Genomic DNA, 24,265 nt, shown 5'->3' with positions numbered 1-24,265 from the left:
GGGTGGGGACGGGTGAGTCGCCGGACATGGCAGCATGGCCTATCACTGAAGCGCACGCTCCGCCCCTGCCGAATCGTGTGGGCGCCTGCGCGCCCGGCGTTCCTGGAGGGGGCCTCCCTGCACGCCGATACGTACCTGCATGCGGTCGTGGGCCAGTCGCTGACGGAAGAGCGCCGCCAGTCGCCGCCCGGTGTCGGGCGAGGGCGTCGCTGAGCGCGGGGAGCTTGCTCGCCTTGCGCGAGTGCTCAGCCTGGGCGAACTGCTCGTCGTTCAGCTCGACGTGCGACCAGCGATAGCCGCTGATGACCTTCCCGGCGTGGCCCTCCTTCGCGGGGAGCTGCTTCGGGAAGACCTCGCAGCGAATCAGGAGGTGGGTGCCCGCCTGTCGCTCGTCGGAGAACTTCTTCAGGGCGGCTGGTAGCGCCCGGAGCGGGATAGCGCCCACCGGCAGCGGCCTGCGCGGTGGCAGTCTTCGTCAGTGCGTTGTTCATGTTACGTGGGCCCTTCGGCTTGGACTGCGTCAGCGGTGAAGTGCGCTGACCCCACGTAAATGTGTGCAGATTCTGGAAGTGGTTCAGGGGAATGTTCGATTTTGAAAGCACCTCGCCTCACTCATGGGCTGGATTCGAGGTTTGGTATTTTGACAGGAATCCAGGAGAGGACAGACTTCGACGTGGCTTGGCGATGCGCGTTAGCCTTTGCCAGGACGATGCTGTGTCTGGACGTGGAGCCAAAGAGCAATTCAAAAAAACGGAGGAAGACATGAATTTGATGCGCGTCATGGTGCTTGGCGTTTTTCTGTCGAGTGGGCTGGCTGCTGCGGGGATGAAGGTCGACCACAACGTAATTATCGATCTCCGGAATCGTAGTGCTTTTGCGAGCATGGCAGGTGCTCGAAGCTCGTCAGACTCCACTCAGTATATGGCGTGTCAAATCATAGCAACTCCCAGTTCTATTTCTGGCTTCTGTGAAGCTCAAGACGCACAGGGGACTCGCCGCACTTGCTATACGTCAAATCAGTATATGCTGGAGGCGATTAAGTCGATCAGTGATACCAGTCTGGTTTCTTTTCTGTGGAATGAGAATGCGGAGTGTACTCAAATCAATGTCGGCCATGCGTCGGTTTATGGTCCGAAGCTATAGTTTATGCCGTCTTGAATGTCGTGTGGTGGCATGCAGTAATTGGCGTGTGAGAGCTAATCTGGAAGGCCCCGACTAATCCCCTTCAGGTAAGTCCGCGAAGGGATAGCCCTGCGTGGCCGAAGAAACCACGCAGGGCCGTATGACGGCGACCGAGGCGGACAAAGGCCGCGCGCACCTGTCGATGCAGGTCCGCCACCGACTCGGGCGTGGCGTTGAGCATGGAGAGCTTCACCTGGCTGTTACAGCCCTCCTCGGGGTTGAGTTCTGGGGCGTAGGCGGGAAACTCCTCCAGGACGAAGTCCTCGGAGTGGGCCTCGACAAAGTTCTTCACCTCTTGCGAGCGGTGGACGCCGAGCCTGTCCCACACCACTACCAGCGGACGGCCCACCTTCCGGTGGAAGTAACGCAACGCCGTCACCGCCTGAGCACCATGCACGCTCCCTTCGAAGTGCCGCGCGTAGAGCCGAGCCCGCCCGCGCTTGGAGGGTGCCACCAGCGCAACCATGCTGGATATCTCGCGCCGCTTCGAGACGCGCCGGAGTTGGGGTGGATGGCCTACCGGCGGGGCCCAGGTGGTACCCAGGCGGGCCCGAAACGTACTATCCGTCTCGTCCACGCAGGCAACGGCTGCCCCTCGGCGAGCAGCCCTCTTTTGATGCGTGGCCAGTCTCGTTTCAGCGAGGCTTCCACCAACGCGTCGTCTCGCTCACGCGCTTTGGGCCTGGGCCGCTGGACCGACAAGCCCAACCGGTGCAACGGCTCGGCCAGGTAGTTGGGATGGTAGTGCACTGCGAAATGGCGGTGGATGAGTTGGGCCACTCGCTTCAGCGTCCATCTCTCGGTGGCGAAGCCTGCGGCCTTGGCTCCCTCCTCCATCAGTCGTTTCACCTCCTGCCACTGCTCGCCCGTCAGCTTCGAGGGCCGTCCTGCCCGCGTCCGTGTATTCAGTGCGCTGAGGCCTTCTTCCTTCAGGCACCGAGCCCACTCGCACACCGAACTCGGGCTGACGCCCAATTGCCGCGCCACCTCCGCCTGCGTGTAGCGGCCACTCTCCAGCAACTGGGCGGCCTCCAACCGGCGCTCCTCCAACTGTTCTGCCGTCAGCCTCCTCGGCTGCCACGCCATGAGAATCCTCCTGCCTCCTCATGGCGTAACCTCCTTCACCTTCGGCGACTTCCCTGAAGGAGATTAGCCCCCTCCTGTGCTGCTGACGGGGCAAGTAACTGCCGCTCCGAAGGAAGGTTCAACTGTGAAGACGACGCCGTCACCCGAGGTCCCACCCCAAGGACGCCAGTCACGCGGGAGGACGAAAGCCGCCGCTGCTGCCGACTGCGCGACGATGACGCTCGTTGCGGCGCTCGCGGCGGGTTGTCCTGGGGCGCAGATTCGGCCCGAAGCGTTCACCTGTCCGGCTGGTGCGGAAGAGGTGATGCGGGAGGATCTCCGTTGGAAGGTGAATCAGAGTTTTGTCCTCACCTTGGATTCCCGACATGCGACAGGCGACGACGTTTGGTTCACGGCTGGCGCGGATGTGGTGGGGGTTGTTCCAAAGGGCATTCCGTCGGGGCAAAGAGCGTTCGCTCCCCCAGGAACGCGCTTCTATGGCAAGGCATACTTCCTTTCCGACCGAATGGGCCGCTCGGAGGGGCCTGCATTGGTCATCCGCTACGACCGAGTGAAATTGCCAGGACAGGACGAGCGCCCCGTTTGCTTCGTCGTAGAGAACCCTTCTAAGGGGTATTCGGATGGCAGGGTGAAGGCGAACAACTTTGGGGGCGGCTACGTCGTGGACCGGTGGCCCTGAACGCCCCTGGGAGAACGTAGTAGGTAGGAGGTCAATTTCGGCCCGAACAAGCCGTTTTGACCCCATGACCCGTGAGGGCGTTCCCTCGATCAGATGCCGCAGGTAGCGTTTTCCTCGTCGCATTGGTTGCGAGTTCGCACACGAGGGGCAACGGCATGTCGAAGGTCATCGAGTTCAAGATTCCGCGGGGGGCAATCCTCTTCTCGGCGGACGGGGTCGGCTACGAGTTTCGCGAGGACTTGGGGCCGACTCACCACGGGATGTCCCTGTTCGTAGCGCGGCTGAGGACTGCGTCCGGGGCGCCTCGTGGGAAGGTTCTGCTCAAGGCGGTTCCGGCTCCATCGGAAACGGAAGGCGCCCGGGGCATGCGTGCGCGCGCGAAGCTCGACGAGCAGGTTCGCCTTGCGACGCTCCTCAAGCATCCGGCCATCCTCAAGGTGCATGGACTGCACAAGGTCGAGGGCTATTGGTACGTCAGTACGGAACACCCGGACGGCCACTCCTTGAATGAGCTGCTGACGCTCGTTGGTGAGAGCAGGCGATGGTTCTCGCCGCTCTTCGTGCTCTACGTCGGCGCTCAGGTCGCAGCGGCCCTTGAGCACGCACACGCCGCGAAGGACGGGCAGGGACGGCCACTCAACATCGTGCATCGAGCCGTCGACGTTGAGCACATCTTCGTCAATTGGGACGGGACGGTTCAGCTCGCCGACTTCGGCCTCGCGCTGTCCGACTTGCCGGGTCGAGTGGCCTCATCCGCGCGGGGCCCTTTGGGAGACCACTTCTACTCGTCACCGGAAATGCTGCTCGGAGGGAGCGTCGACGCGCGCTCCGACCTCTTTACGCTGGGCGTGGTGCTGCTCGAACTGGCGACAGGGAAGAACCTTCTCTTTTGCCCTGACGACACCACGCCCGAAGTCATGGGCTCGTTGTCCACGAAGAAGCGTCGGCGGGTCTCTCGGGCAATCAAGCGAGCCACGCTCGCAGGGGCGCCGCCGTTGGTGGCCGACGCGATTTGGCGCGCGGCGACGCTGACGGTTGCGGACGTAGACGCGATGACCGAGGGGCTTCCCCAGGGGCTACGGGTGACGCTGAACCGGCTGCTTCGGGTTGCCCCTCGTGAGCGCTACCAGTCAGCGGGGGAGTTGGCTGCCGACCTGACGGCTTGGCTTGGCGGCACCTTCACGAAGGCCGACGCCGCAGTCGAGCTGAAGTCTCGGGCTGCTCAGGCAGAAGCGGCGCTGGATTCGATGGTGCTCACGTCGTCTCGTGGTCGCGGCAAGCGCAAGCCGGATGATGTGACGACGGCGTGATTGAGGTGCTTCTGTGCCGGTCGACGCAGTTGGGAAACAGGCTGCGTTGGTCCCTGAAGGAACAACAAAGGAACAATAGGGCGCGGCCAAAAACGAACGGGGTTGGACAGTTCGCACTGTCCAACCCCGCGTTTTTACAGTGTCCCCGACGGGATTCGAACCCGTGTTACCGGCTTGAAAGGCCAGCGTCCTGGGCCTCTAGACGACGGGGACAGCACACCTTCACTTCAACTACATGAGTCGCGGGGGGCTCGAACCCCCGACCCTCGGCTTAAAAGGCCGGTGCTCTACCAGCTGAGCTAGCGACTCGCACTATTCTTTTTTAAATTTTTCGCCACCACCCCGGAAGCCCCCGGGGCAGGCGCTTCCTACCAGCACTCGGCGACGCTTTCCACTGGCGAGCGCATGGAGCTGTTTCTGACAGCGCCCCGACCGCTTTCCGGTGAACGTCAGGGCCAGCGCCCTTCGCCGCGTGTCACCCCGTGGCGATATACAGGAACCATGTCCCAGGACGTACATCCGGATGAACAGGAGACCGAGGACGACGCCGAGCGGGCCCCGTTCCGCCGCTACCTCACCCGGGCGGGCGCCGAGCGCCTGCACCGCGAGCTCGTCCACCTTCTCAACGAGGAGCGCCCCAAGGTGACGGCCGAGGTCTCCGCTGCCGCCGCTCAGGGCGACCGCTCCGAGAACGCCGAGTACATCTACGGGAAGAAGCGCCTGCGCGAAATCGACCGCCGCCTCCGTTTCCTCCAGAAGCGCCTGGATACCGCCACCATCGTCACGCCCGCCGAGCAGACCGACCGCTCCCGCGTCTTCTTCGGAGCGACGGTGAGCCTGGAGGACGAGGACGGCGGCCGCAGCACCTACCAGATTGTCGGTTCCGACGAGATTGACGCCTCGGGCGGGCGCATCAGCGTCGAATCCCCCATGGGGAGGGCGCTCCTTCGCAAGGCCGTGGGGGACTCGGTCGAGGTGCGGCGGCCACGCGGGGACATTGAACTCACGGTGCTGGACATCCGCTACGAATAGGTGGAAGCCATGCCTCGGATTCAGCCCATCAACCCCCGCTACCGTCGCATCTATCAGGCGCTGAGCGGGCCGGACCTGGCCGTTTCCGAGAGCGCGGGGATGACCCTGGAAGACCTGGGGCTGGGCAGCGCCGAAGCCTCCCGCGGGGACCTCGTCTTCGGCACCTACAGCCCCCAGGGCCTGGAGCGGGCCCTTCGTGCCTATGGGCTGTTCCAGCGCGTCGAGGAGCGGGTGGGGCCGCTGGAGCTTCGCGTCGTGTCCACGGACCCGTACCGGCCACGCATCATCCTGTGGAGCAGGCGGTTCTACGTCCCCGTGGCGGACCTGGATCTGCGGCGGACCACCGGGGCCGAGGTGGGGCTCGGTGGCGCGCTCGCCGCCACGCCGTTGCTGTACGTGGACTCGCTGTTGCTCCAGAACCCGGGGCGCGCCTTCGACTGGAACCGGCCGCCGCTGCCTGGGCAGAACCACCCCGGGCTCAAGCTCGCCGGCCACATCCTGGACGTGCTCCTGCTGATGGCCCGCCGTATCGGCACCGAGGCCTTGGCCCTCACGCCGTCCACCTTCGCCGCCGCCTGCGTCTATGACCGCCGCTTCCTCTTCGTGGATGGCGCCGCGCAGGGCCGCTTCCTCGCGCTTCGTCAGGCGGGGCGGCACCTGCCGCGCTGGCTCCATGCGTGGGCGGTGGAGCTGCACTGCATGCGGGATGAGCACGGAGAGGCCGTGGCCTTCAAGCCTTCGCCCATGGTGTCTCCGCTGAGCTCGCGGCTGGGGCTGCACTTCGATGCGAACGCGTGGGATGACGCGCTCCAACTGGATGCCCGGCGGCAGCTCGCGCTCGACGAGGAGACGCTCCAGCGGCGCTTTCCCTGGGAGCGGATGCCCCCGGGGCCGCCGCCCGAGCGGGTGGCGGAGCTGCTCGGATATGATCCGCTCGCGCCTGTCGTGGCGCACTGAACGGACGGCCGCTCGTGCTACAGGGTTGATCCAGGGTGCCTCGCCGAAAGGCGCCATGCGGACCGCCGTCATCCCCGGCGGCTGGGGCGTGGGGTTTCGGACAGCCGCACGTCCTGGCGACAAGCAGGCTGTTTCCCCTGACGCCGGTGCCTATAGTGGTCAGGAGACTCACCGTCGCACGGTCCCTCGCGGTCGCAGCCGAACCTTCAGGTCGCGCAACCCACGATGCGTAAGAACTTCATTCTCGACACCAACGTCCTTCTTCACGATCCCCGCAGCATCTACGGCTTCAAAGACAACAACGTCATCATCCCCATCTACGTCATCGAGGAGATCGACCAGTTCAAGCGCGATCTCTCCGAGCTGGGCCGCAACGCGCGTCTGGTGGCGCGCTACCTGGATTCGTTCCGCGCCGAAGGCTCCCTGAAGGAAGGGGTGCCGCTGCCGCACGGTGGCTTGTTGCGGGTGAGCTTCACCGAACGTGCGCTGCCTCCGTCCATGGCGGACAGCAACCTGATGGACAACCGCATCCTCGGGGTGGCGCTCGACCTGATGGAGGCGGAGCCGGGCACGCAGGCCGTCTTCATCACCAAGGACACCAACCTCCGCATCCGCGCCGACGCCCTGGGCCTCATCGCCCAGGACTACGACACCGAGCGGGTGGAGATCACGGAGCTGTACACTGGCTTCGCCGAGCGGCTGGTCCCCAAGGACCTGGTGGACCAGATGTACCGCCAGGGCGCCGAGGTGGAGCTGCCGGACGCCGAGTCCCTGTTCGCCAACCAGGTGGTGCTCCTCAAGGACGAGACGAACCCGTCCCACACCGCCATGGGCCGCTTCAACGGGTCCAAGGGCCGCCTGGTGCCCCTGGTGCGGCAGATCAAGGACGGGACGTGGGGCGTCCGCCCGCGCAACATGGAGCAGGCCTTCTGCCTGGACCTGCTGCTCAACGACGACATCAAGCTGGTGACCATCGTCGGCAAGGCGGGCACGGGCAAGACGCTGCTCGCCATCGCCGCGGGCCTGCAGAAGGTGACGGAGGAGGGGCTCTACCAGAAGCTGCTGGTCAGCCGCCCCATCTTCCCGTTGGGCCGGGACATCGGGTATCTGCCCGGCAGCGTCGAGGAGAAGCTGAACCCCTGGATGCAGCCCATCTTCGACAACGTGGAGTTCCTGATGAACCTCAGCCGCGCGGACAAGAAGGCCGGCCGCGGCTACCACGAACTGCTGGACCTGGGGCTGATGGAGATCGAGCCGCTCACGTACATCCGTGGCCGCAGCCTGCCCAACCAGTTCATCATCGTGGACGAGGCCCAGAACCTCACGCCGCACGAGGTGAAGACCATCATCACCCGCGTGGGCGACAACACGAAGATCATCCTCACGGGAGACCCGTTCCAGATCGACAACCCGTACGTGGACGCGACGAACAATGGCCTGGTCCACGTGGTCAACCGCTTCAAGAGCGAGAAGATCGCGGCGCACATCACCATGTCCAAGGGTGAGCGCAGCGCCCTGGCCGAGCTCGCCGCCAACCTGCTGTAGCCTCTGGTGCGAGACATGACGAAGGAAGACGCAGGAAGCCCTCCCTCCGGCGAAGGGGAGAAGAAGCCCCTCATCGAGTACCCCTCCGTCTACACCTTCAAGGTGATGGGCACGCAGGGGGCCGGCTTCGTGGAGCACGTCCGTGAGCTGTTCAAGCGGTTCCTGGGCACGGAGCTCTCGCCGGATTCCATTCACGAGCAACCCAGCAGCAAGGGCAAGTACGTCTCCCTGAGCGTGTCCGTGTACCTGCTGTCCGAGGAGCAGCGGCGCGCCATCTACGATGGGCTCCACAAGGACGAGCGGGTCATCTACTACTTGTAGGGGGCCGTGGCTGGAAGTCTCTGGACGAGGCGGGTATATGGGGAGCCATGAGCCCGCCCGAGCCCTTCCCGCTGTATCACCCCGCGGATGTCCGGCGCGCCTTCAGCTCGGATGACGCAACGCGGCGCTTCGCGAAGGTGGCCCAGCTGGAGCCCGGCTCACGCGTGCTGGTGCTCGGCTGTGGCCCCGATGGAAGCGCCGCGCTGCTGTTGGCCCGGGAGATGGGCTGTACCGTCGTCGCGGCCGACACCGACGACGCTCTCCTCAACCCGGTGCGTGAGCGCGTGCGGGCGCAGGGGCTGGCGGAGCAGATTGAAGTCCGCCGCGTGGCGCTGGACGCGCTGGGCCTGTCCGACGGGGAGTTCAACGGCATCCTCATCCAGGGCCGCGTGCTCTACCCGTTGAAGGCCACGCTGGCGAACATGCGTGATCTGCTGTCGAAGCGCGGGCGGCTGGGCTTCACGTTCCCCGCGCGGGTGGGGCGCTTTGCTCCCAAGGCCTCGCTCGACTTCTGGGAGCGCCGCGTCGCCGGGCCGCTGCTGCTGCCGCGCGAGCTGCTGCAGGTGGTGGAGGGCGCCGGCTACGAGCCTGAGTCCGTCGAATCGCTCCATGACGCGGAGCTGGACGCGCACTACCGGGACGTCGAGACGTTCCTGGCGTCCGTCCCTGGCTCGCAGCCCGCCGCGCTCCGCGAGGAGCTGGCGCTGCACCGCGAGAGCAACGGCAAGGCCAGCGTCAGCTATGCCTTCGTGGTGGGCCGCCGCAAGGAGCAGGGCGAGAAGCCCCCCGCGTCCCGCGACCGCGGGTAGCCAGGCGCGGCACCCTGCGGGCGCTCAGTTCAGCGCGCCGGTGAAGTCCACCAGCTCGACGGACTCCGGAGCCACGGACATGGTGACCTGCTCGCGGTAGCCGGCCGCGTCGCCACCCACTTGGAAGGGCATGGGGTTGGCGAAGCGGATGGTGACCTCGCGGGCGTGGAAGTCCATCAGGCCTTCGGGGAACCAGCGGCCGTTCCATAGCTTGGGCAGGTGGGTGAGCACCTGCGTGGGCGTCACCTGGCCCAGTCGCAGCTGCATGAAGCCCGGGCGCTGGCCCGCGAAGGGGAACATGCGGAAGCCGTAGCCGTAGAAGGGCATGGTGCCCGCCGCCGCCATCATCAGCCGGCCGCGGAAGAGGGTGGCGCCCGGGGCGAGCGGCTCGCCCATCGCGCCGCCATCCGGCCCCAGCCGGTAGGCCTCGGAGGCGCCATTGACGACCTCACACTCCACCCAATGGGAGTGGGTGAGGTAGTGAGGCACCGTCTTGCAGGCCACTGCGGAGAAGTACCCGCCGCTGCCGCTGAGGACGCTCTTGAAGAAGCCCTTGCCCAGGTGCTCCTTCACCCAGATGTAGTCGTTGAGCACCTTGCCATCCACGCCCAGCCCGGCGAAGGGCGCGCGCTGCCCGTCCACCATCAGCAGGTCCATGGGGCGGTAGCCCGGAACCTCGCCCGTGCGGGCGCGCAGCACGTCATTGAGGATGCCGTCGCTCCGGGTGCCGGAGGCGTTGACGTAGGCGGCCAGGCCATTGCCGGTGCCCAGCTTGAGGATGCCGAAGCGAGGCGCCGTCTTCCCCGCGAAACGGCCGCGCGGGCCCACCTGATGGAGGACCTCGTTCACGAAGCCCATGAAGGTGCCGTCACCGCCGCCCGTGAACAACATGGGGTAGCCACGCTCCAGCACCGTCTGGATGATGCGGCGGGCGTCCAGGGGCGAGCGGGAGAGGAACAGGTCCTGCTCCGGCACCACGTGGGACAGGGACTTCACCACCCGAGCGTCGACCTTCCGGGCGTTGGCGTTCAGCAGGACCGCGACCTTGGGCTCGGCGGTGACGTCCGATGTGGGCGCACGGCGGAGATCGGGAGAGCGGAGGGGCTGGACCAGCATGAGGGCGGCTCCGAAGGTTGCGCCGGTGGGGGACCGGGCGGCGACGCCCGTACCCAGTGCACAATCCTCGCCAAGCCATGATGCGACGCGTCAGTGGGCGAGGGGGCTTGAGATTCCAAGGGGTTGAATCGTTCCCTGGTGCCCAGAAGCCCGGCCGGTTGCTACCTCGGGGTGACGGCGGTGTAGAGCGCGTTACGCACCCGTGGCGTGCGGGTGGCACGGCTGTGACGCGGTGCGTGTGGGCCTGCGCACTGCGCTACGCAGCGGGGAGTGCCACCTTCAGGTGTGCGGCCCGGTGGCCCTCTCGTTTGACAGCGGGGGGTGGGTGGTTACGTTGGGCGTACATCAGAAGTTTTCAGAAAAAACGCAGTCTTTTCCGGAGGATAGAAACCGTGGGCAAGATTATCGGGATCGACCTGGGCACCACGAACAGTGTGGTCGCGATCATGGAGGGTCGCGAGCCCAAGGTGATCGTCAACGAGGAAGGCAGCCGCATCACGCCCTCGGTGGTCGCGTTCACGAAGGACGGGGAGCGTCTGGTCGGTCAGGTGGCGAAGCGCCAGGCCATCACCAACCCGGAGCGGACCATCTACTCCAGCAAGCGCTTCATGGGCCGGCGGCACGACGAGGTGTCCGAGGAGGCCACGCTGGTCCCCTACAAGGTCGCCCGGGGGCCCAACGGCGATGCGCGCGTGGACATCGACGGCAAGCAGTACAGCGCGCCGGAGATCAGCGCGCAGGTGCTGCTGAAGCTGAAGCGCGCGGCGGAGAACTACCTGGGTGAGAAGGTGACGGAGGCGGTCATCACCGTCCCCGCGTACTTCAACGACGCCCAGCGTCAGGCCACCAAGGACGCGGGTGAAATCGCGGGCCTCACCGTGCGCCGCATCGTGAACGAGCCGACCGCCGCGGCGCTCGCGTACGGCCTGGACAAGAAGAAGGACGAGAAGATCGCCGTCTACGACTTCGGCGGTGGCACATTCGACGTGTCCATCCTCGAGGTGGGCGAGAACGTGGTCGACGTGCTCGCGACCAACGGTGACACGCACCTGGGCGGTGACAACATCGACCTGCGGATCATGGACTGGCTGATCACCGAGTTCAAGAAGGACACGGGGCTCGACGTCAGCAAGGACAAGATGGTCCTCCAGCGCCTGAAGGAGGCGGCGGAGAAGGCGAAGATCGAGCTGTCCGCCGCGATGGAGACGGACGTCAACCTGCCGTTCCTCACCGCGGACGCGACGGGTCCGAAGCACCTCAACGTCAAGCTCACGCGCGCCAAGTTCGAGGCGATGATCGACGACCTCATCGAGCGCTCGCTGGAGCCCTGCCGCAAGTGTCTCAAGGACGCGGGCGTGGAGCCGAAGGACCTCAACGAGATCGTCCTCGTCGGCGGCACCACGCGCATCCCGAAGGTGCAGGAGGCCGTGAAGCGCCTGTTCGGCAAGGAGCCGAACCGCTCGGTGAACCCGGACGAGGTCGTCGCGGTGGGCGCCGCGGTGCAGGCCGGCGTGCTCTCCGGCGAGGTGAAGGACATCCTCCTGCTGGACGTGACGCCGCTGAGCCTGGGAGTGGAGACGCTGGGCGGGGTGATGACGAAGCTCATCGAGCGCAACACCACCATCCCCACGCGCAAGTCGGAGACCTTCTCCACGGCCGCGGACGGCCAGACGCAGGTGGAGATCCACGTGCTCCAGGGCGAGCGTGAGATGGCGGGCGACAACCGCAGCCTGGGCCGCTTCCACCTGACGGGCATGCCGCCGGCGCCGCGTGGCGTGCCGCAGATCGAGGTGACGTTCGACATCGACGCGAACGGCATCCTCAACGTCAGCGCCAAGGACAAGGCCACGGGCAAGGAGCAGAAGGTCACCATCACCCACTCGTCCGGTCTGGCGAAGGACGAGGTGGAGAAGATGGTCGCCGACGCCCGCTCCAACGAGGCGGCCGACAAGACCCGCCGCGAGCTGGTGGAGATGAAGAACCAGGCGGAGAGCCAGTCCTACGCGGCCGAGAAGCTGCTGAAGGAGAACAAGGACAAGCTGTCCGCGGACACGGCGAAGGCGCTCGAGGACGCGGTGGCGGAGATCAACAAGGTCCGCGACGGCCAGGACAAGGACGCCATCAAGACGGCGCTCGATGCGCTCCAGGCCGCCAGCTACAAGGCCGCCGAGGAGATGTACCGCGCCACGGGCGGCGCGCCGGGCGCCGAGGGCGCTCCGGGGGCTGGTCCTTCCGCGGCGCCGGGCTCGCAGGCCAGCCCCAAGAAGGACGACGTGGTGGACGCCGAGTTCCGCCAGTCCTAGTCCGGAAGCGGTGAGCCGCTGAAGTAGCGCAGAGGGCCGGTGCTCCCACGCGAGTGTGGGCCCGGCCCTTCTGCTTTGCGGGGCGGAGGGGTGTTCCGAAAGGGAGGATGGGCGTACGGGAAGCGGGACGTCGGGCCTTGCCAAGGGGTTGATGGGACTGGGGCGAGGTCTGGCGGCAGGGATGCAGAGGCTGGCGTTCCATGTCCCGCATCCCGTCGTCACCGTCCTTCCTTCCGCCCGGTACCGCTCCCTCCGAGGGCGCCGCTGCGCCGGCGGTCGTTCCTCCTCCCACTTGCACGGCGCAGTGCCGGCCGGCCTCCGCCGTGGCGCCCTCGACGGCGGAGCCCTACCGGGGGCCTTCCTTGGGGCGTCCACCGGCGCTGTCCGTGCCCGGGCCGCGCTCGGGGCCTCGCACGGGCGCCGACAACCAGTTCGACTTCGGCGTGGGCGGCACGTTTCCGCCCAAGCCCACGGGCAACCTGATGGAGCAGGTGCGACAGGGGGCGCTCACGGCCGCTCAATCCGAAGCCGCGGCTGCCAGCCGGTTGATGGGGGAGGGGGCCGCCGTGGATGGCTATGCGCGCATCCACCTGGACCACCTGAAGCCCAGTCCGCCCATCGCCGGCGCGCCCATGTCCTTGACGGACTACACCAGCAGCATTCCGGACGTGGCGCCCGCCCAGGCCTACGCCTACTTCGTCCGTCACCCATCGGCGGTGTTCGAGGCCGCCGGCATCCGCGTCCGCCCGGCGACGGCGGCGCTGGTGGATGGCGCGAAGTTGTTCCTGGAGGAGAAGGGTTTTCCGCCCGTGTGGGCGCCCATCACCGTGCGCCTGGAGCCGGGCGCGAACACGCTGCACATCACCACGTTGGATGGGCACCCGCTGCGCGGCACGAATCGCTTCGTCTTCGCCGAGGACGGCGCGGGGGGCACGCAGGTGCGGCAGTACTCGGCCTTCCAGGGCAGCTCGCCCGCGACGTCGGTGGGCATGACGCTGATGGACCCCATCGAGCGGCAGCACGACATCTGGCGCGCGGTGCATGCGCACCTGCATGACACGCTGAGGCCTCGCTGATGGCGCCCGTGCTGCGGACGACGCCTCCTGGGCACGATGTGATTCTCTATGACGGGCACTGCCGCCTGTGCGGTGGGGCGGCCCGGCAACTCCAGCGGCTGCTGGGCGGGACGGGGGCGCGCCTGCGCTCGTTTCGGGAGGACGGGGTGCTGGCAGCCTTCCCGGGTGTCACGGCGGACCGCTGTGAGCGGGCCCTGCAACTGGTCCTCTCGGATGGGGCCGTGGTGGAGGGGCTGGAGGCCATTGTCCTGGCGCTGGGCCGACGGCCGCTGGGACGGCTGCTCCGCGTGTACTACGTGCCGGGCCTGCGGCAGCTCCTGGACGCGCTCTACCGCGTCGTGGCCCGCCATCGCTTCCGCATCGCGGGACGTCAATGCCCAGACGGAGCGTGCGGGGTCCACTTCAAATAGGACGCGCGTGGCGGATAGCATGGCGGTTTCCCGCCACCTCGGGTTCGTCCGTGCACTCTCCACCGTCCACATACCTCCAGGCCGCGCGCGCCTTCCGGCACTTCTTCACCGAGCTCCGGGATGCCTACCTGGAGCGAGAGACGCTCTTCACGCAGTTGGAGCTGGCGCTCCTGGGGCGTGAGCACGTGCTGGTGGTGGGCCCCCCTGGAACGGCCAAGAGCGCCGTCGCCAGCGCCGTCCTGGGGCGCATCATCGACGAGCGCACGGGCTTGCCGTCGCTCTTCTCCAAGCAGTTGGCCGAGTCCACCGTGCAGACGGACCTCATCGGCCCGGTGGACTTCAAGGTGCTCACGGAGACGGGGCGCACCGAGTACCTCACCGACGAAGGCATGCTGGGCTCCGAGCACGCCTTCCTGGACGAGATCTTCGACGGCCGGGACATGCTGCTGCGCTCCATCCTCAACGTGCTGCATGAGCGGGAGCTCAAGCACGGCCGCCGGGTGACGACGGGGCGCATCGAGTGTGTCGTCATGACGAGCAACCGGTATCTCTCCGAGGTGCTGGCGCGCTCGCCGGAGCTGCTCCTGGCCTTCGCGGACCGGCTGAGCTTCATCTGCTTCGTGCCCAAGTCGTTCGCGCGCCGGGAGAGCCGGGCTGCCATGCTGCAACGCTTCTCCCATTTCGCCCGGCCGGACCTGCGCGCGCAGCTGTCGTTGCAGCAGGTGGACCTGCTGCAGGACGCCGTGACGAAGGTGGTGGTGCCCAGCCACGTCATGGAGGGCGTGGAGTTGCTGGCGGATGCGCTGGAGCGCGCGCTCGCGGCCCAGGTGGCGAAGCTGCCAGACTACGTGCCGACGAAGTACTTCTCCCAGCGCTCCGTGGTGAAGGCGCTGTGGGCGTTGAAGGCCGCGGTGGTGCGGGATCAAATCTACCGGCGCCCCGAGCGGGCGTTGGAGGCCACCGTCGAGGACCTCGATTCGCTGCGCTGGTTCTTCCTCCTGGGAGGGCCGCCAGCGGGGGAGACGGAGGCGCTGCTCAAGTCCGTGGTGGACCCTCGGGAGCGGGCGCAGCTCGAAATCGTCCGTCTGGAGCAGCGCGCCTTCGACGAAGCGCTGGCCCAGATACAGCGGGAGCTGGGGGGCGGCGTGGAGCGCGAGGCGCAGGCGCTCGGGTCCTCCGAAGAGGTGGGTTCCGTCGAGTCCGTGAGCCGCAACTGGCAGCCCGGCGTTGTCTCCACCACGGCGCGGGCCTTGTTGGCCAAGCTGGTGCCCGGGCCGCGCCATGCGCAGAACCGGATACCGCTGGTGGCGGCGGCGCGGGCCCTGGTGGCGGCGCAGGAGCAGCGGCTGGCGCGTGGCATGGCGGGGCACGGTGAGGGGCGGGGCGGCATCGCGCTGCTGGTGTCGTTCGGCGACGTGCTGACCCTCTGTCGCGGCGTCCCCGAGCTGCGGCCGGGCTACGGGGCGTTGTGCGAGGCAACGGCCCGCTTTCTGGAAGGTGCCCAGGAGATGATCGCCCTGTCCGCGGAGAGCGTGGACTTCGAGGACGGGCTCAAGCTGGAGGGCCTGGTCGGGCTGGCGGACAACCTGGAGGAGGAGCTTTCCCAGACGGGGGAGCTGGCGGGACAGCTGTCGGACGGAGCCCCCGCCGCAGCGGAGCGCCTGCGCACGGCCGAGGCTCAGGTCCGGAGCCGGGTCGTGTCCGCGCTGCGCCGGCGCGCTGTGTTCTCGTTCCAGGGCAACCTGGCCCGGGGACGTCGGGAGCCGCTCGAAGCGCTGGCGGGAGATTCGCGCCGCCTGACGCAGTTGGAGAACGCCCTGGCTGTCCTGGACCCCACGCAACAGGGCCTCAAGCAGGAGCTGCTGCTCCCACTGGGCATTGCCTATGCCCGGGAGGTGCTGTCCTCCACGCCCTTCGAACGCATCGAACAGTACGGTCGCGCGGTGCAGTCGGTGGCGGAGAACCTCCGGCGCGAGGGGGTGTCCATCGACGCGGTGTTCGCCGAGTGCCGGGAGATTATCGAGTCCCGGCTGCGCGAGCATGCCCATCTCCTCACGCGCGATGTGCCCAGCCCGCCGCCCGCGTCCACGTCGGTTCTCAACGGAGACGCCTACGTCTTCTACCGGGGCGACTTCGCGGCGAAGGCGCCTGATGGAGAGCTGGCCGCGCTGCTGGGGCTGGACGGGCAACTGGCGGCGAACCACGGGGCTGCCTCGCCCGGCTTCCTGTCGGAGGCCGTGCGTTCGGCGGTGGCCCAGGCGGAGCTCGGGTTCGTCCAGACGCGCGTCAAATACCTGCGGAGCTGGCTGACCCAGCTGCTCACGTCGCTTCCGCCGCCCGAATCCATGACGGAGCGCGCGGATGCCGAACGCACCGTGGACCGGTTGGTGCGCAGCCGCTTCCCGATGCTCGCGTTGAAGGAAGGCGAGCTGGTTCGGCTGCGGGGTGTCCTCGCGTTGCTGGGGACCATGCCCGGTGACCTGGGCGAGGGGGCTCGACGGCTGGAGGGGCAGCTGCGCGGCATCGACGAGGACTTCGGGCGCTTCAGCCGACAGGTGCTGGCGCGGCGGTCCACGCCATGACCCGGCTCTTCCCTGAGCGATTGGCTGAAGCGGAGAGGGGACGCTGAGCGTGTTGGCCCGGCGCCTCGCGGACCTCCGGCAGCGGCTGGATGCGCTCCACCAGCCCGCGCCCGCTCGCGGCGGTTGGCGGGCGTGGACGCTGCTGGGGCGCCGTGCTCGCGGGCCCGAGGATGTCGCGCTGCCCATGCTGACCTCGCTGGACCGGGACCTGGACCGGGTGGGGGTGCACACGTCGGCGGACGCACGGCTCCTCAAGGAGCTGGGCCTGCGGAAGGGCAGGGCGGGGGCACTGGCGCAGGGGCTGCTCGACAGGGCCCATCAAGCACTCGAGGAGGTGGAGGCGTGCCTGGTGCTCGTGGAGCGGGCCTGGCGTAAGGGGGAGTCGCTTCCCGGCGCGGTCGCAGTGTTGGAGAAGGGCTTCATCCAGCTGGCGCGCGTGGTGAAGGTGGCGGACCTCTTCGCCCGTCCTCCCTCGGAGCCGGAGGAGGACGACGCGGCGCTGGAAATCTACGGGCGCACCGATGGGAGCACCCCGCGTCTTGCGCCCTCCAGTGCGCGTCTGGCCGTGGCGGAGTACTTCGCGGAGCGGGCCCGGGCCAACCCCACGGACGTCATGCAGAAGCGCCGGGACCTGGACCTGGCGCACGAACTGCTCATCCGCCTGGGCGCGGACCACGACCGCGCGCGAGGCATGGTGCTGCGGCGTCAGGTGGCCGAGGCCCGCGAGCGGGTGCGGGCCGTTCCGGCCGTGCGCTCCATGGAGGAGTTGCTGCGGCACGTACGTCACACGGCCCGGCGTGAGCCCCAGGTGGCCTACCGCTCGTTGAAGGGGCTCTATGAGCGGGCCTTGGAGGCAGGGGACGCGGCGCTGGCGGACGCGGCCCGGGCGGCGCTGACACCGATGTTGCCGGCACCTTCTCAGCTGTCGTCGCTGATGGAGCGCGCGGAGCTCGATGGCCTGTCGCACTGGTTCGGCGAAGCACCCACGGCGCCTGACGAAGTCCCGGGCCCTCCGAAGGCCGACGAGCTGCTGACGGACCTGGCCTTCTCACTGGAGCCCGAGCAGCTCTCCACGTTCGAGCTGGCGGCGGGCTGCGCGCGCTACTTCGACGTGGAGGACGCGCTGTCGGAGGAAATCGTCCTGGCGGATACGCGCGCCGCGCGGGCGGTGTCCCGGCGTGTCCCGTACCCGACGCAGACGATGACCTACGAGACGACGGGCAGCCTCCACGAAGTGAACAACTTCGTCCTGACGGACCCGCGGATGTTGCTGCGCGACCTGGCCGCCAGTCACCAGTTGGTGCGCGCGTACCTGGACGACGAGCCGCCCCCGCGCCCCCGGAAGGTGAAGCGCACCGCGGTGCGGGTCTACGTCTGCGACGCGTCGGGCTCCATGCACGGCGCGCGAGCCCGCTTCCGGGACGCCATTGTCATCGCGGAGCTCAACAACCTGCGCGTCAAGGCCCGCCGGGGCGAGCACTTCGACCCGCTGTACTTCAGCTTCTTCAATGACGTACCCACCGAGCTGGCGCGCGTGGACTCCGCGCTGGAGGCCACCCGGCAGTTGGAGAAGCTCTTCCGCAATTCACCCGCGGAGGGGCAGACGGACATCACGCTCGCGCTGATGTCCGCGTTCGACTCCATCCGCGCCGCGCAGGGGAGGGACCCGTACCTCGCTCGGGCCACCGTGGTGCTCGTCACGGACGGCGAGGACCGCGTGGACCTGGAGCTCATCCGCCGCACTCGCGCGCCCATGGGCGCGCTGGACATCGCGTTGAGCTTCGTGTCCCTGGGCGAGGAGAACCCGGACCTCCGCCTCCTCGTCCGGGAGCAGCGGGCCGCCGGAGGCCGCGCCTTCTACCACCACCTCTCCGACGAGGAGATTCTGTGGGCGCGCACGGAGTTCGACACGCCCTGGCGCACGTTGCTGCCGCGTGACGTGCCGGCGTCCGGTGATGCGCTGGAGCAGCTCGCGCCGCACCTGGAGGCGCTGGAGGCGGTCGCCGCCGGGCGGGCCGCTCCGCGGACCGTGGCGGTGGACGCCTCGTTCGATGCGCTCTTCCCGGAGAAGCCCACGCTTCCCCCCGGGGCCGAGCCGACGGGCAAGGACGTCACGCACCGCGTGGCGGACATCCTGGGCGCGCTGGTGGAGGCGGCGTCGCTGGCCCCCGCGGACCGGCGCGCGGCGGAGAGCTTGCTGCTGCTTCAACACCTGCTGGGAGTGTACGGATTGACCCCGGCGCGCTACCTGTCCGCGTTGTCCGCGGGTGGGCAGGCCACGCAGGAGGCATTGCAGCGCGTGCGGCTGTTGTGCCGGCCCTTCGGGTAGGCTGGGCCCACGCCCATGTTCTTCGGCCTGCTGAGGAGACGAAAGAAGGAGCCGTCGCGCCCAGCGGACCCGCTGGCTGCTTTCGACCAGCTCATCGAGAACCTGGAGCGACAGGCCGCCGAGGTCCGCAAGTCCGCAGCCACGCTGCTGGCGCTCAAGGCGGACCTGGTGCGCGCGGAGGAGCGCTACGCGCGCCGGTTGCTGGAGCTCACCTCGCGGCGTGCCACCGCGAAGGAGCGCGGTGACGCTCGGGCGGTGCGCGTGCTGGAGAAGGACCAGGCGCAGGCGGAGGACCTCCTGGCCAGCACGCGTGATTCACTGGAGCGCGCCGAGTCGGACGGGCGGTTGTTGCTGGAGGCCGCGGGCGAGCTGGGCGATCGCGTGGCGGAGCTGCGCCACGAGCGGGAGAGCGCGTCCGCGCGGCTCACCCTGGGCGGGCTCGTCACCGAATCCCTGCGCGAGCGCGTGGCCCGCTTCGACCAGGCGCTGGTCGTGGACGCGGCTCGGGATGAAATCGAGCGCGCGCACGCACTGGCGGACATCTACCGCGAGGAGAAGTCGCAGGAGGAATGAGCGCGGATTTCAGGTCCGGCGCGCCGTCTGGTGCAGCTCCAGGACGATGTTGCCGCCCTTGAAGAGCCGCACCGCGCCGGACGTCTGGCTCACGACCAGGGCGATGCAGCCCGTGGTGGACGTCATGCCGGCGGCGGCAGCGTGCCGCGCGCCCAGACCGAGCGGAATCTTCACGGCCTCATCCGCCGCGGACAGGTAGCGCCCCGCGGCCAGGACGACACCGTCCTCGCGGATGACGAAGGCGCCGTCGAGCACGGAGAAGTTCTTGATGGCCTCGCGAATCTTCGGGTCGAGCACGTTCCGTTCCGCCTCGGAGAGGCCCTGGAACGGGTTGATGGTCATCTGCCGGCTCTTCTCCATCACGGTGTTGTGGGCGCCAATGGTGATGATGGTGCCAATGGGGTGGCCCTCGAAGCCTTCCTGGCCAATCTGCAGCGCCAGTTGGATGAGGGCGTCCACCACCTGGGAGTTGAACTCGTCGCCCAGCTTCACGCCTTCGATGGCGACGCGGTCATCGAGCGAGCCGCCGATGCGCATCTGCATCAGCGTGTCCGGCGCGCGGCCCACCTTGCCCGTCATGCACAGGACCAGGTCGCCTTCCTTGAACGCTCCCTGGGACAGCGCGGACACGAGCGCCACTTTGACGCGCTCGGTGCGGGAGTAGTCGTACGCGGGGATGACGAGCGCGCGGACCTTCTTGGCGAGGTGCTCCTCCGCCAACTTGGGCATCGTGACGGCGTAGACGAGCTTCTTGCGAGCAGGCCGGCCGCGAAACTCTTCGGCGGGAATGGGCGTGTCGCAGATATATAGGAAGTGATCGACCTCGTTCTTGCCGGCCAACGAGAGAGCCGAGCGCAGGAACTCCCGATCAAACTTCGTGTTCTCGGTCAAACGCCCCTCCCTTCACCCTGGGTCATACCCACGTCAGCTTGACACTGAAGACCCCATGAATGAAGCTTTCGGGCCCTTTTTTTGGGGTGCAGGGCCCCAAAACCTCGCTGAACTGGAGCGAAGGCTGTGAACCAGAAAGATCTCAAGCGTTACAAGAAGATGCTCGAGGACAGCAAGGCGAGCCTGCTCGAGAGCGCCAAGAAGACCCTGGTGGAGGAGTCCAGTTTCGACACGGACGACCTTCCCGATGAGATCGACCTGGCGTCTTCCGAGTATGCGCAGTCAATGGTCTTCCGTCTGCGGGACCGGGAGAAGTTCCTGTTGCAGAAGATCGAAAAGGCGCTGGTCCGCATCGAGGACGGCACCTTCGGCGTCTGCGAGCGGTGTGAAGAGGACATCTCGCCCAAGCGACTGGATGCGCGCCCGGTGACGACGCTTTGCATCCGCTGCAAGGAGGAGCAGGAGAAGAAGGAGAAATCCTACGGCTGAGCGCCGAGGCAGTGAGGGCCGCGCGGGGGATACCCCCGTGCGGCCCTTGGCATTTCAGGACGTGGGCGCTTGGATTTCCACGCGCAGCAGCTGACGGCCAATGAGGAAGTGGTCCCCGTTGTCCACGAAGGTGGGGCCCGACAGGCGGATGAAGGTGCCGTTGGACGAGCCCACGTCCCGGACCTGCAGCCGGTCCTGCCGCACCTGCAGCACGGCGTGCCGCCCGGACACGAAGCCGTCCGTGGGGAAGGTGAGGTCACCTTGCTCGCGGCCCAGGAGGTTGTCGCCTTCGCGCAGGGGGAAGGCGCCGCCGCGCAGGCCTCCCTCCAACAGTTGCACCAGCCGCAGCCGGTAGCCGGGATCCGCTGAACCCCAGACCTGGGTTCCACCCGGTCCAGTGGCCGCGGCGGGAATGGGCTCCAGCACCAGGCGCTGGCGCCCCAGGCGCAGCTCGCCGCCGGGGGGCAGCTCTCGCTCCTGGCGCAGGCGGATGAAGACGCCGTTGGCGCCGCCCACGTCTTCCACGGCCAGCCGGATGCCGGAGAAGAAGAAGCGGACCTGGAGCGGCATGATGAAGGGGTCGTCCGTGAGCGAGATGTCCGCCTGCTGGCCGCAGGTGAGGGTGTCGCGCTGCATGTGGACGACGGACTCGGGGCCGCCATCGGCGCGCACCACGCGGATGGAGACCTTCGGGCGCGAAGCGACGCTGGCGACGGCCATCACCATCGTTCCGGAGCGCAGCGGCGAGCCGCAAGCCCGGCAGACGGAGGCGTCCCGAGGATTTTCGGTGTCACAGCGGGGGCAGTATTCCATCGCGTCCATGGAGGGCTAGGGGTTGTACCAGGGCCGGGGCCCGGTTGCTCGACTTGCGTTGCGCGCGGCTTGCCCCCCACCCGAGCGGCGTGATGAAGTCGGTGTCCCACCCCTTTGGGGATCGTTTCCTTGCACTGCCCCTCCTGCGGCGCTGACGCCCAAGAATCTTCCCGTTTCTGTCCCGCCTGTGGCGCGACCCTCGTGCGTACGCCCGATACGGACGAGTACGTCGGCAAGACGATTGCCTACAAGTACCGGGTCGAAGCCCTCATTGGCGAGGGCGGCATGGGCAAGGTGTTCCGCGCCCGGCAGCTCTCCCTGGACAAGGTGGTGGTGCTGAAGGTCCTGCGGCACACGCTCCTGTCGGACGAGCGCACCGTGGCGCGCTTCCAGCGCGAGGCCAAGGCCGCCAGCCGCCTCAACCACCCCAACTCCATCAGCGTGCTCGACTTCGGCCAGGCCGAGGACGGGGCCTTGTTCATCGCCATGGAGTACGTGGCGGGGCAGGACCTGCACCAGATTCTCAGCCGCGAGTGGCCCCTGAACGAGGGGCGCGTGGTGCGCATCGTCAGCCAGGTGCTGAGCGCGCTGTCGGACGCGCACGGCGCCGGCGTCATCCACCGCGACCTCAAGCCCGAGAACATCATGGTGGAGCCGCGGCGCAACGAGCCCGACTTCGTCAAGGTGTTGGACTTCGGCATCGCGAAGATCACCGACTCCACGGACGACGGTCCGGCGCTCACCCGCGCGGGCTTCGTGTGCGGCACCCCCGAATACATGTCGCCCGAGCAGGCGCGGGGCTCGCAGCTCGACCACCGCTCGGACCTGTACGCGGTGGGCGTCATCCTCTACCAGTTGATGACGGGCCTGCTGCCCTTCGAGTCGGACTCGGCGGTGGGCTTCGCCACCAAGCACCTGACCGAGGAGCCGCCGCCGCCCACGCGCCGCCGGCCGGATGCGCGCATCTCTCCGGCCATGGAGCGGCTCATCCTCCGGGCGCTGTCCAAGAACCCGGCGGACCGGCCCGCCAGCGCCGAGGCCTTCAAGGCCGAGCTGCAGGCCGTGGACAAGGAACGCCGCCGCATGGAGTCGGCGCCGCGGCGGTCGGCCGCCTCGTCGGCGGTGCTGGCGCCGTTGCCGCGCAAGTCCGCCGCCGGTCCGCAGAGTGACGTCCGGGATGCCACGCTGCCCGGGTGGGGCAACGAAGTGACCATGGAGGCCACGGTGCGCGCCCTGCCGGGTGTGCTCGAGCCGTTGCCCGCGAACGCCGACGCGATGGCCGCCACGCGTGAGCACACGGACTCGCTGGTCCACACGCAGCCGGGGGCTGGCGGCAGCAGCGGGGTGGCGTTCTTCTTCAAGTCGCTGACCATCCTGCTGGTGGTCGCCGCGCTGGGCTTCTTCGCCTACTACTTCTTCATGGGCGCGGGCAGCGGGGGCGCGCAGGACCTGCCCTACGCGCTGCCCACGAATGCGCCGGTGCCGGCGGGGGCCAACAACTCCGCCGTGGGCGCGAGCCCCGACGTGCCGCTCTACGACCGGGCCATCGTCTCCGGCGCGCGCAACGTCGAGCGCGCGCTGGAGCTGGCGCGAGAGGGTGACAAGGCACTGCAGCGCGCGGACGTGGGGCTGGCGGCGACGAAGTACCGCGAGGCCTTCAGCCGCAGTGGTGACCCGGAGCTGGCCCTGAAGCTGGGCGAGGTCTACTGGCACCGGCAGAACCCGGACAAGGAAGAGGCCCGGGGCTGGTGGAATCGCCACCTGCGCGAGCAGCCCGCCTCCAAGGCGCGTGCCCTCATCGAGCAGCGCCTGAACGGCACGGTGGCGCAGCCCACGTCGCCCTGAGGGGGCACGAGGGGCGGTGTCGGCTCACCGCCCCGGGACACGAAGCCCCATGGCGTCAGGGCACCGGGGCGCATGCCCCACGGCACCGCCTGCGCCGCGTCAGCCCAGCGCCTCCACCTGAAGCACATGCTGTCCCAGGCGGACGCGGTCTCCCGGGCGCAGCGGCCGCTCGACGCCGCTCGCGAGGCGCACATAGGTGCCCAGGCCCCCGGACAAGTCCCTCAGCAGGGCACCGGTGGGCGTTGGGGACAGCTCGCAGTGGCGGCCCGCGAGGCCCTCGTCGCCGGGGAAGCTCAAGTCACAGTGAGCCAGGCCGATGGTGAGCAGCGGCGCCGCCGTCACCACCGCGCGTCCCGCCCGGCCACCGACGAGCATCTCCTCCACACCATAGACGGCCTGTCCCAGGGGCACCGGGGCGCCGTAGATGGCGGGTCGCCCCGTCACGGGGGGCTGGGGCTCCAGTCGGCCCGTGAAACGGAACAGGCGCTGGCCCGCGCTGAAGTGGGTGCGCGGGGTGAGGGCTTCCGTGCCCCCAACCGTGACGAAGACGCCCGAGGCGCTGGACTCGTCCCGCACGTACAGCGCGCCGTCCTTCACCAGGAAGGTGGCGTGTAGGGGCGACACGAAGGCGTCGTCCGCGAACAGGATGGCGCCGCGCTGGCGGCCCACGACGCAACCGGTGACTGGCAGCTTGTAGCGCTGACCCCGGGTGGAGCCCGCGATGACCGCGAGCCCGAACCGGGAGGCGGCTGGCGGGGCGGGGCGCGGCGCCATGGTCGCCGCGCCGGCCCGGCTGGGCATCGCGCTGTCCGGAACCGGCGGGGGCGGACGGGTGGTGGCCGGGCCCGAGGCGCCGCCCGTGCGGGCCATGATGCCAGGGGGCGCCGTGGGGGTGCGCTGCTGCGGCGGCCGTTCCA

The 24,265-nt window shown here is 68.2% G+C and carries 22 protein-coding genes, 2 tRNA genes and 1 pseudogene; 17 read left to right on the top strand and 8 right to left on the bottom strand.

Annotated features, from left to right (window positions below; genetic code table 11):
* Nucleotides 1–241 precede the first annotated feature (241 nt).
* The gene (locus HNV26_RS37985; RefSeq protein ID WP_171444439.1) at nucleotides 242–421 is read left to right on the top strand and encodes a hypothetical protein; all 180 of its coding nucleotides are present in this window, start codon (nucleotides 242–244) and stop codon (nucleotides 419–421) included.
* 161 nt (nucleotides 422–582) lie between these two features.
* Nucleotides 583–1,143, top strand: coding sequence for a hypothetical protein (locus HNV26_RS30870; RefSeq protein ID WP_171444440.1), 561 nt, complete (start codon nucleotides 583–585; stop codon nucleotides 1,141–1,143).
* Nucleotides 1,144–1,225: 82 nt separating this feature from the next.
* On the opposite strand, the gene HNV26_RS30865 is transcribed toward HNV26_RS30870, so the two are convergent.
* Together HNV26_RS30865 and HNV26_RS30860 are read right to left on the bottom strand one after the other, a co-directional pair.
* Nucleotides 1,226–1,759, bottom strand: coding sequence for a transposase (locus HNV26_RS30865; protein WP_171444441.1), 534 nt, complete (start codon nucleotides 1,757–1,759; stop codon nucleotides 1,226–1,228).
* Nucleotides 1,699–2,268 carry a winged helix-turn-helix domain-containing protein gene (locus HNV26_RS30860; RefSeq protein WP_171444442.1) on the bottom strand — a complete coding sequence of 190 codons (570 nt, stop codon included), beginning with the start codon at nucleotides 2,266–2,268 and terminating at the stop codon, nucleotides 1,699–1,701. The genes HNV26_RS30865 and HNV26_RS30860 overlap by 61 nt, the downstream gene beginning before the upstream one ends.
* A gap of 67 nt (nucleotides 2,269–2,335) precedes the next feature.
* On the opposite strand from HNV26_RS30860, the pseudogene HNV26_RS30855 reads away from it, so the two are divergent.
* A pseudogene (locus HNV26_RS30855) lies at nucleotides 2,336–2,947 on the top strand (serine/threonine protein kinase); the annotation flags it as partial.
* Nucleotides 2,948–3,102: 155 nt separating this feature from the next.
* On the top strand, nucleotides 3,103–4,257 hold the full coding sequence (locus tag HNV26_RS30850; RefSeq protein WP_171444443.1) for a serine/threonine protein kinase: 1,155 nt from the start codon (nucleotides 3,103–3,105) through the stop codon (nucleotides 4,255–4,257).
* Between the two features lie 140 nt (nucleotides 4,258–4,397).
* Here the strand turns inward: HNV26_RS30850 and HNV26_RS30845 are convergent.
* Together HNV26_RS30845 and HNV26_RS30840 are read right to left on the bottom strand one after the other, a co-directional pair.
* Nucleotides 4,398–4,470 (bottom strand) — tRNA-Glu (locus HNV26_RS30845).
* A gap of 23 nt (nucleotides 4,471–4,493) precedes the next feature.
* Nucleotides 4,494–4,566: transfer RNA gene (locus HNV26_RS30840), tRNA-Lys, on the bottom strand.
* 192 nt (nucleotides 4,567–4,758) lie between these two features.
* Here HNV26_RS30840 and greB point away from each other — a divergent pair.
* From greB to HNV26_RS30815, 5 genes are all read left to right on the top strand, one after another.
* On the top strand, nucleotides 4,759–5,289 hold the full coding sequence (gene greB / locus HNV26_RS30835; RefSeq protein ID WP_171444444.1) for a transcription elongation factor GreB: 531 nt from the start codon (nucleotides 4,759–4,761) through the stop codon (nucleotides 5,287–5,289).
* Nucleotides 5,290–5,298: 9 nt separating this feature from the next.
* Nucleotides 5,299–6,246, top strand: coding sequence for a deacetylase (locus tag HNV26_RS30830; protein WP_171444445.1), 948 nt, complete (start codon nucleotides 5,299–5,301; stop codon nucleotides 6,244–6,246).
* Between the two features lie 225 nt (nucleotides 6,247–6,471).
* Entirely contained in the window at nucleotides 6,472–7,791 is a 1,320-nt protein-coding gene (locus HNV26_RS30825; protein ID WP_171444446.1) for a PhoH family protein, read from the top strand.
* 15 nt (nucleotides 7,792–7,806) lie between these two features.
* Nucleotides 7,807–8,112 (top strand): HP0495 family protein, encoded by a 306-nt coding sequence (locus HNV26_RS30820; RefSeq protein WP_171444447.1) that lies wholly within the window; start codon nucleotides 7,807–7,809, stop codon nucleotides 8,110–8,112.
* Between the two features lie 47 nt (nucleotides 8,113–8,159).
* Complete coding sequence (locus HNV26_RS30815) at nucleotides 8,160–8,921, top strand: SAM-dependent methyltransferase (RefSeq protein ID WP_171444448.1); 762 nt, start codon at nucleotides 8,160–8,162, stop codon at nucleotides 8,919–8,921.
* Nucleotides 8,922–8,945: 24 nt separating this feature from the next.
* Here HNV26_RS30815 and HNV26_RS30810 read toward each other — a convergent pair whose 3' ends face one another.
* Nucleotides 8,946–10,037 carry a diacylglycerol/lipid kinase family protein gene (locus HNV26_RS30810; protein ID WP_171444449.1) on the bottom strand — a complete coding sequence of 364 codons (1,092 nt, stop codon included), beginning with the start codon at nucleotides 10,035–10,037 and terminating at the stop codon, nucleotides 8,946–8,948.
* A 392-nt stretch (nucleotides 10,038–10,429) separates the two neighbouring features.
* Between HNV26_RS30810 and dnaK the strand changes: the two genes are divergently transcribed.
* The 6 genes from dnaK (at nucleotide 10,430) to HNV26_RS30780 (ending at nucleotide 19,310) form a co-directional block, all read left to right on the top strand.
* A complete protein-coding gene (gene dnaK, locus HNV26_RS30805; protein WP_090495211.1) occupies nucleotides 10,430–12,340 on the top strand; it encodes a molecular chaperone DnaK in 1,911 nt (636 codons plus the stop codon).
* A gap of 323 nt (nucleotides 12,341–12,663) precedes the next feature.
* On the top strand, nucleotides 12,664–13,416 hold the full coding sequence (locus tag HNV26_RS30800; RefSeq protein ID WP_366817061.1) for a hypothetical protein: 753 nt from the start codon (nucleotides 12,664–12,666) through the stop codon (nucleotides 13,414–13,416).
* Nucleotides 13,416–13,826, top strand: a complete 411-nt coding sequence (locus tag HNV26_RS30795) for a thiol-disulfide oxidoreductase DCC family protein (RefSeq protein WP_171444451.1) — start codon at nucleotides 13,416–13,418, stop codon at nucleotides 13,824–13,826. Before HNV26_RS30800 ends, HNV26_RS30795 begins: the two co-directional genes overlap by 1 nt.
* 50 nt (nucleotides 13,827–13,876) lie before the next feature.
* On the top strand, nucleotides 13,877–16,408 hold the full coding sequence (locus HNV26_RS30790) for an AAA family ATPase (protein ID WP_171444452.1): 2,532 nt from the start codon (nucleotides 13,877–13,879) through the stop codon (nucleotides 16,406–16,408).
* A gap of 49 nt (nucleotides 16,409–16,457) precedes the next feature.
* Entirely contained in the window at nucleotides 16,458–18,737 is a 2,280-nt protein-coding gene (locus HNV26_RS30785) for a VWA domain-containing protein (protein WP_171444453.1), read from the top strand.
* Between the two features lie 15 nt (nucleotides 18,738–18,752).
* The gene (locus tag HNV26_RS30780; protein WP_171444454.1) at nucleotides 18,753–19,310 is read left to right on the top strand and encodes a PspA/IM30 family protein; all 558 of its coding nucleotides are present in this window, start codon (nucleotides 18,753–18,755) and stop codon (nucleotides 19,308–19,310) included.
* A 9-nt stretch (nucleotides 19,311–19,319) separates the two neighbouring features.
* On the opposite strand, the gene HNV26_RS30775 is transcribed toward HNV26_RS30780, so the two are convergent.
* Nucleotides 19,320–20,201 carry a DNA integrity scanning protein DisA nucleotide-binding domain protein gene (locus HNV26_RS30775; RefSeq protein WP_090495195.1) on the bottom strand — a complete coding sequence of 294 codons (882 nt, stop codon included), beginning with the start codon at nucleotides 20,199–20,201 and terminating at the stop codon, nucleotides 19,320–19,322.
* 126 nt (nucleotides 20,202–20,327) lie between these two features.
* On the opposite strand from HNV26_RS30775, the gene HNV26_RS30770 reads away from it, so the two are divergent.
* Nucleotides 20,328–20,690, top strand: coding sequence for a TraR/DksA family transcriptional regulator (locus HNV26_RS30770; RefSeq protein WP_011553247.1), 363 nt, complete (start codon nucleotides 20,328–20,330; stop codon nucleotides 20,688–20,690).
* 54 nt (nucleotides 20,691–20,744) lie between these two features.
* Here the strand turns inward: HNV26_RS30770 and HNV26_RS30765 are convergent, their stop codons facing one another.
* Entirely contained in the window at nucleotides 20,745–21,512 is a 768-nt protein-coding gene (locus HNV26_RS30765; RefSeq protein WP_171444455.1) for a double zinc ribbon and FHA domain-containing protein, read from the bottom strand.
* Between the two features lie 120 nt (nucleotides 21,513–21,632).
* On the opposite strand from HNV26_RS30765, the gene HNV26_RS30760 reads away from it, so the two are divergent.
* Nucleotides 21,633–23,348, top strand: coding sequence for a serine/threonine-protein kinase (locus HNV26_RS30760; RefSeq protein WP_171444456.1), 1,716 nt, complete (start codon nucleotides 21,633–21,635; stop codon nucleotides 23,346–23,348).
* 99 nt (nucleotides 23,349–23,447) lie between these two features.
* Here HNV26_RS30760 and HNV26_RS30755 read toward each other — a convergent pair.
* The coding region (locus HNV26_RS30755) for an FHA domain-containing protein (protein WP_171452925.1) at nucleotides 23,448–24,265 on the bottom strand (818 nt) is incomplete at its 5' end.

The sequence above is a fragment of the Myxococcus xanthus genome, assembly GCF_013116825.1.
GTDB lineage: Bacteria > Myxococcota > Myxococcia > Myxococcales > Myxococcaceae > Myxococcus > Myxococcus xanthus_B.
The sequence above is the reverse complement of the archived record's forward strand: the minus strand, read 5'-3'. Positions and strand labels throughout refer to the sequence as shown.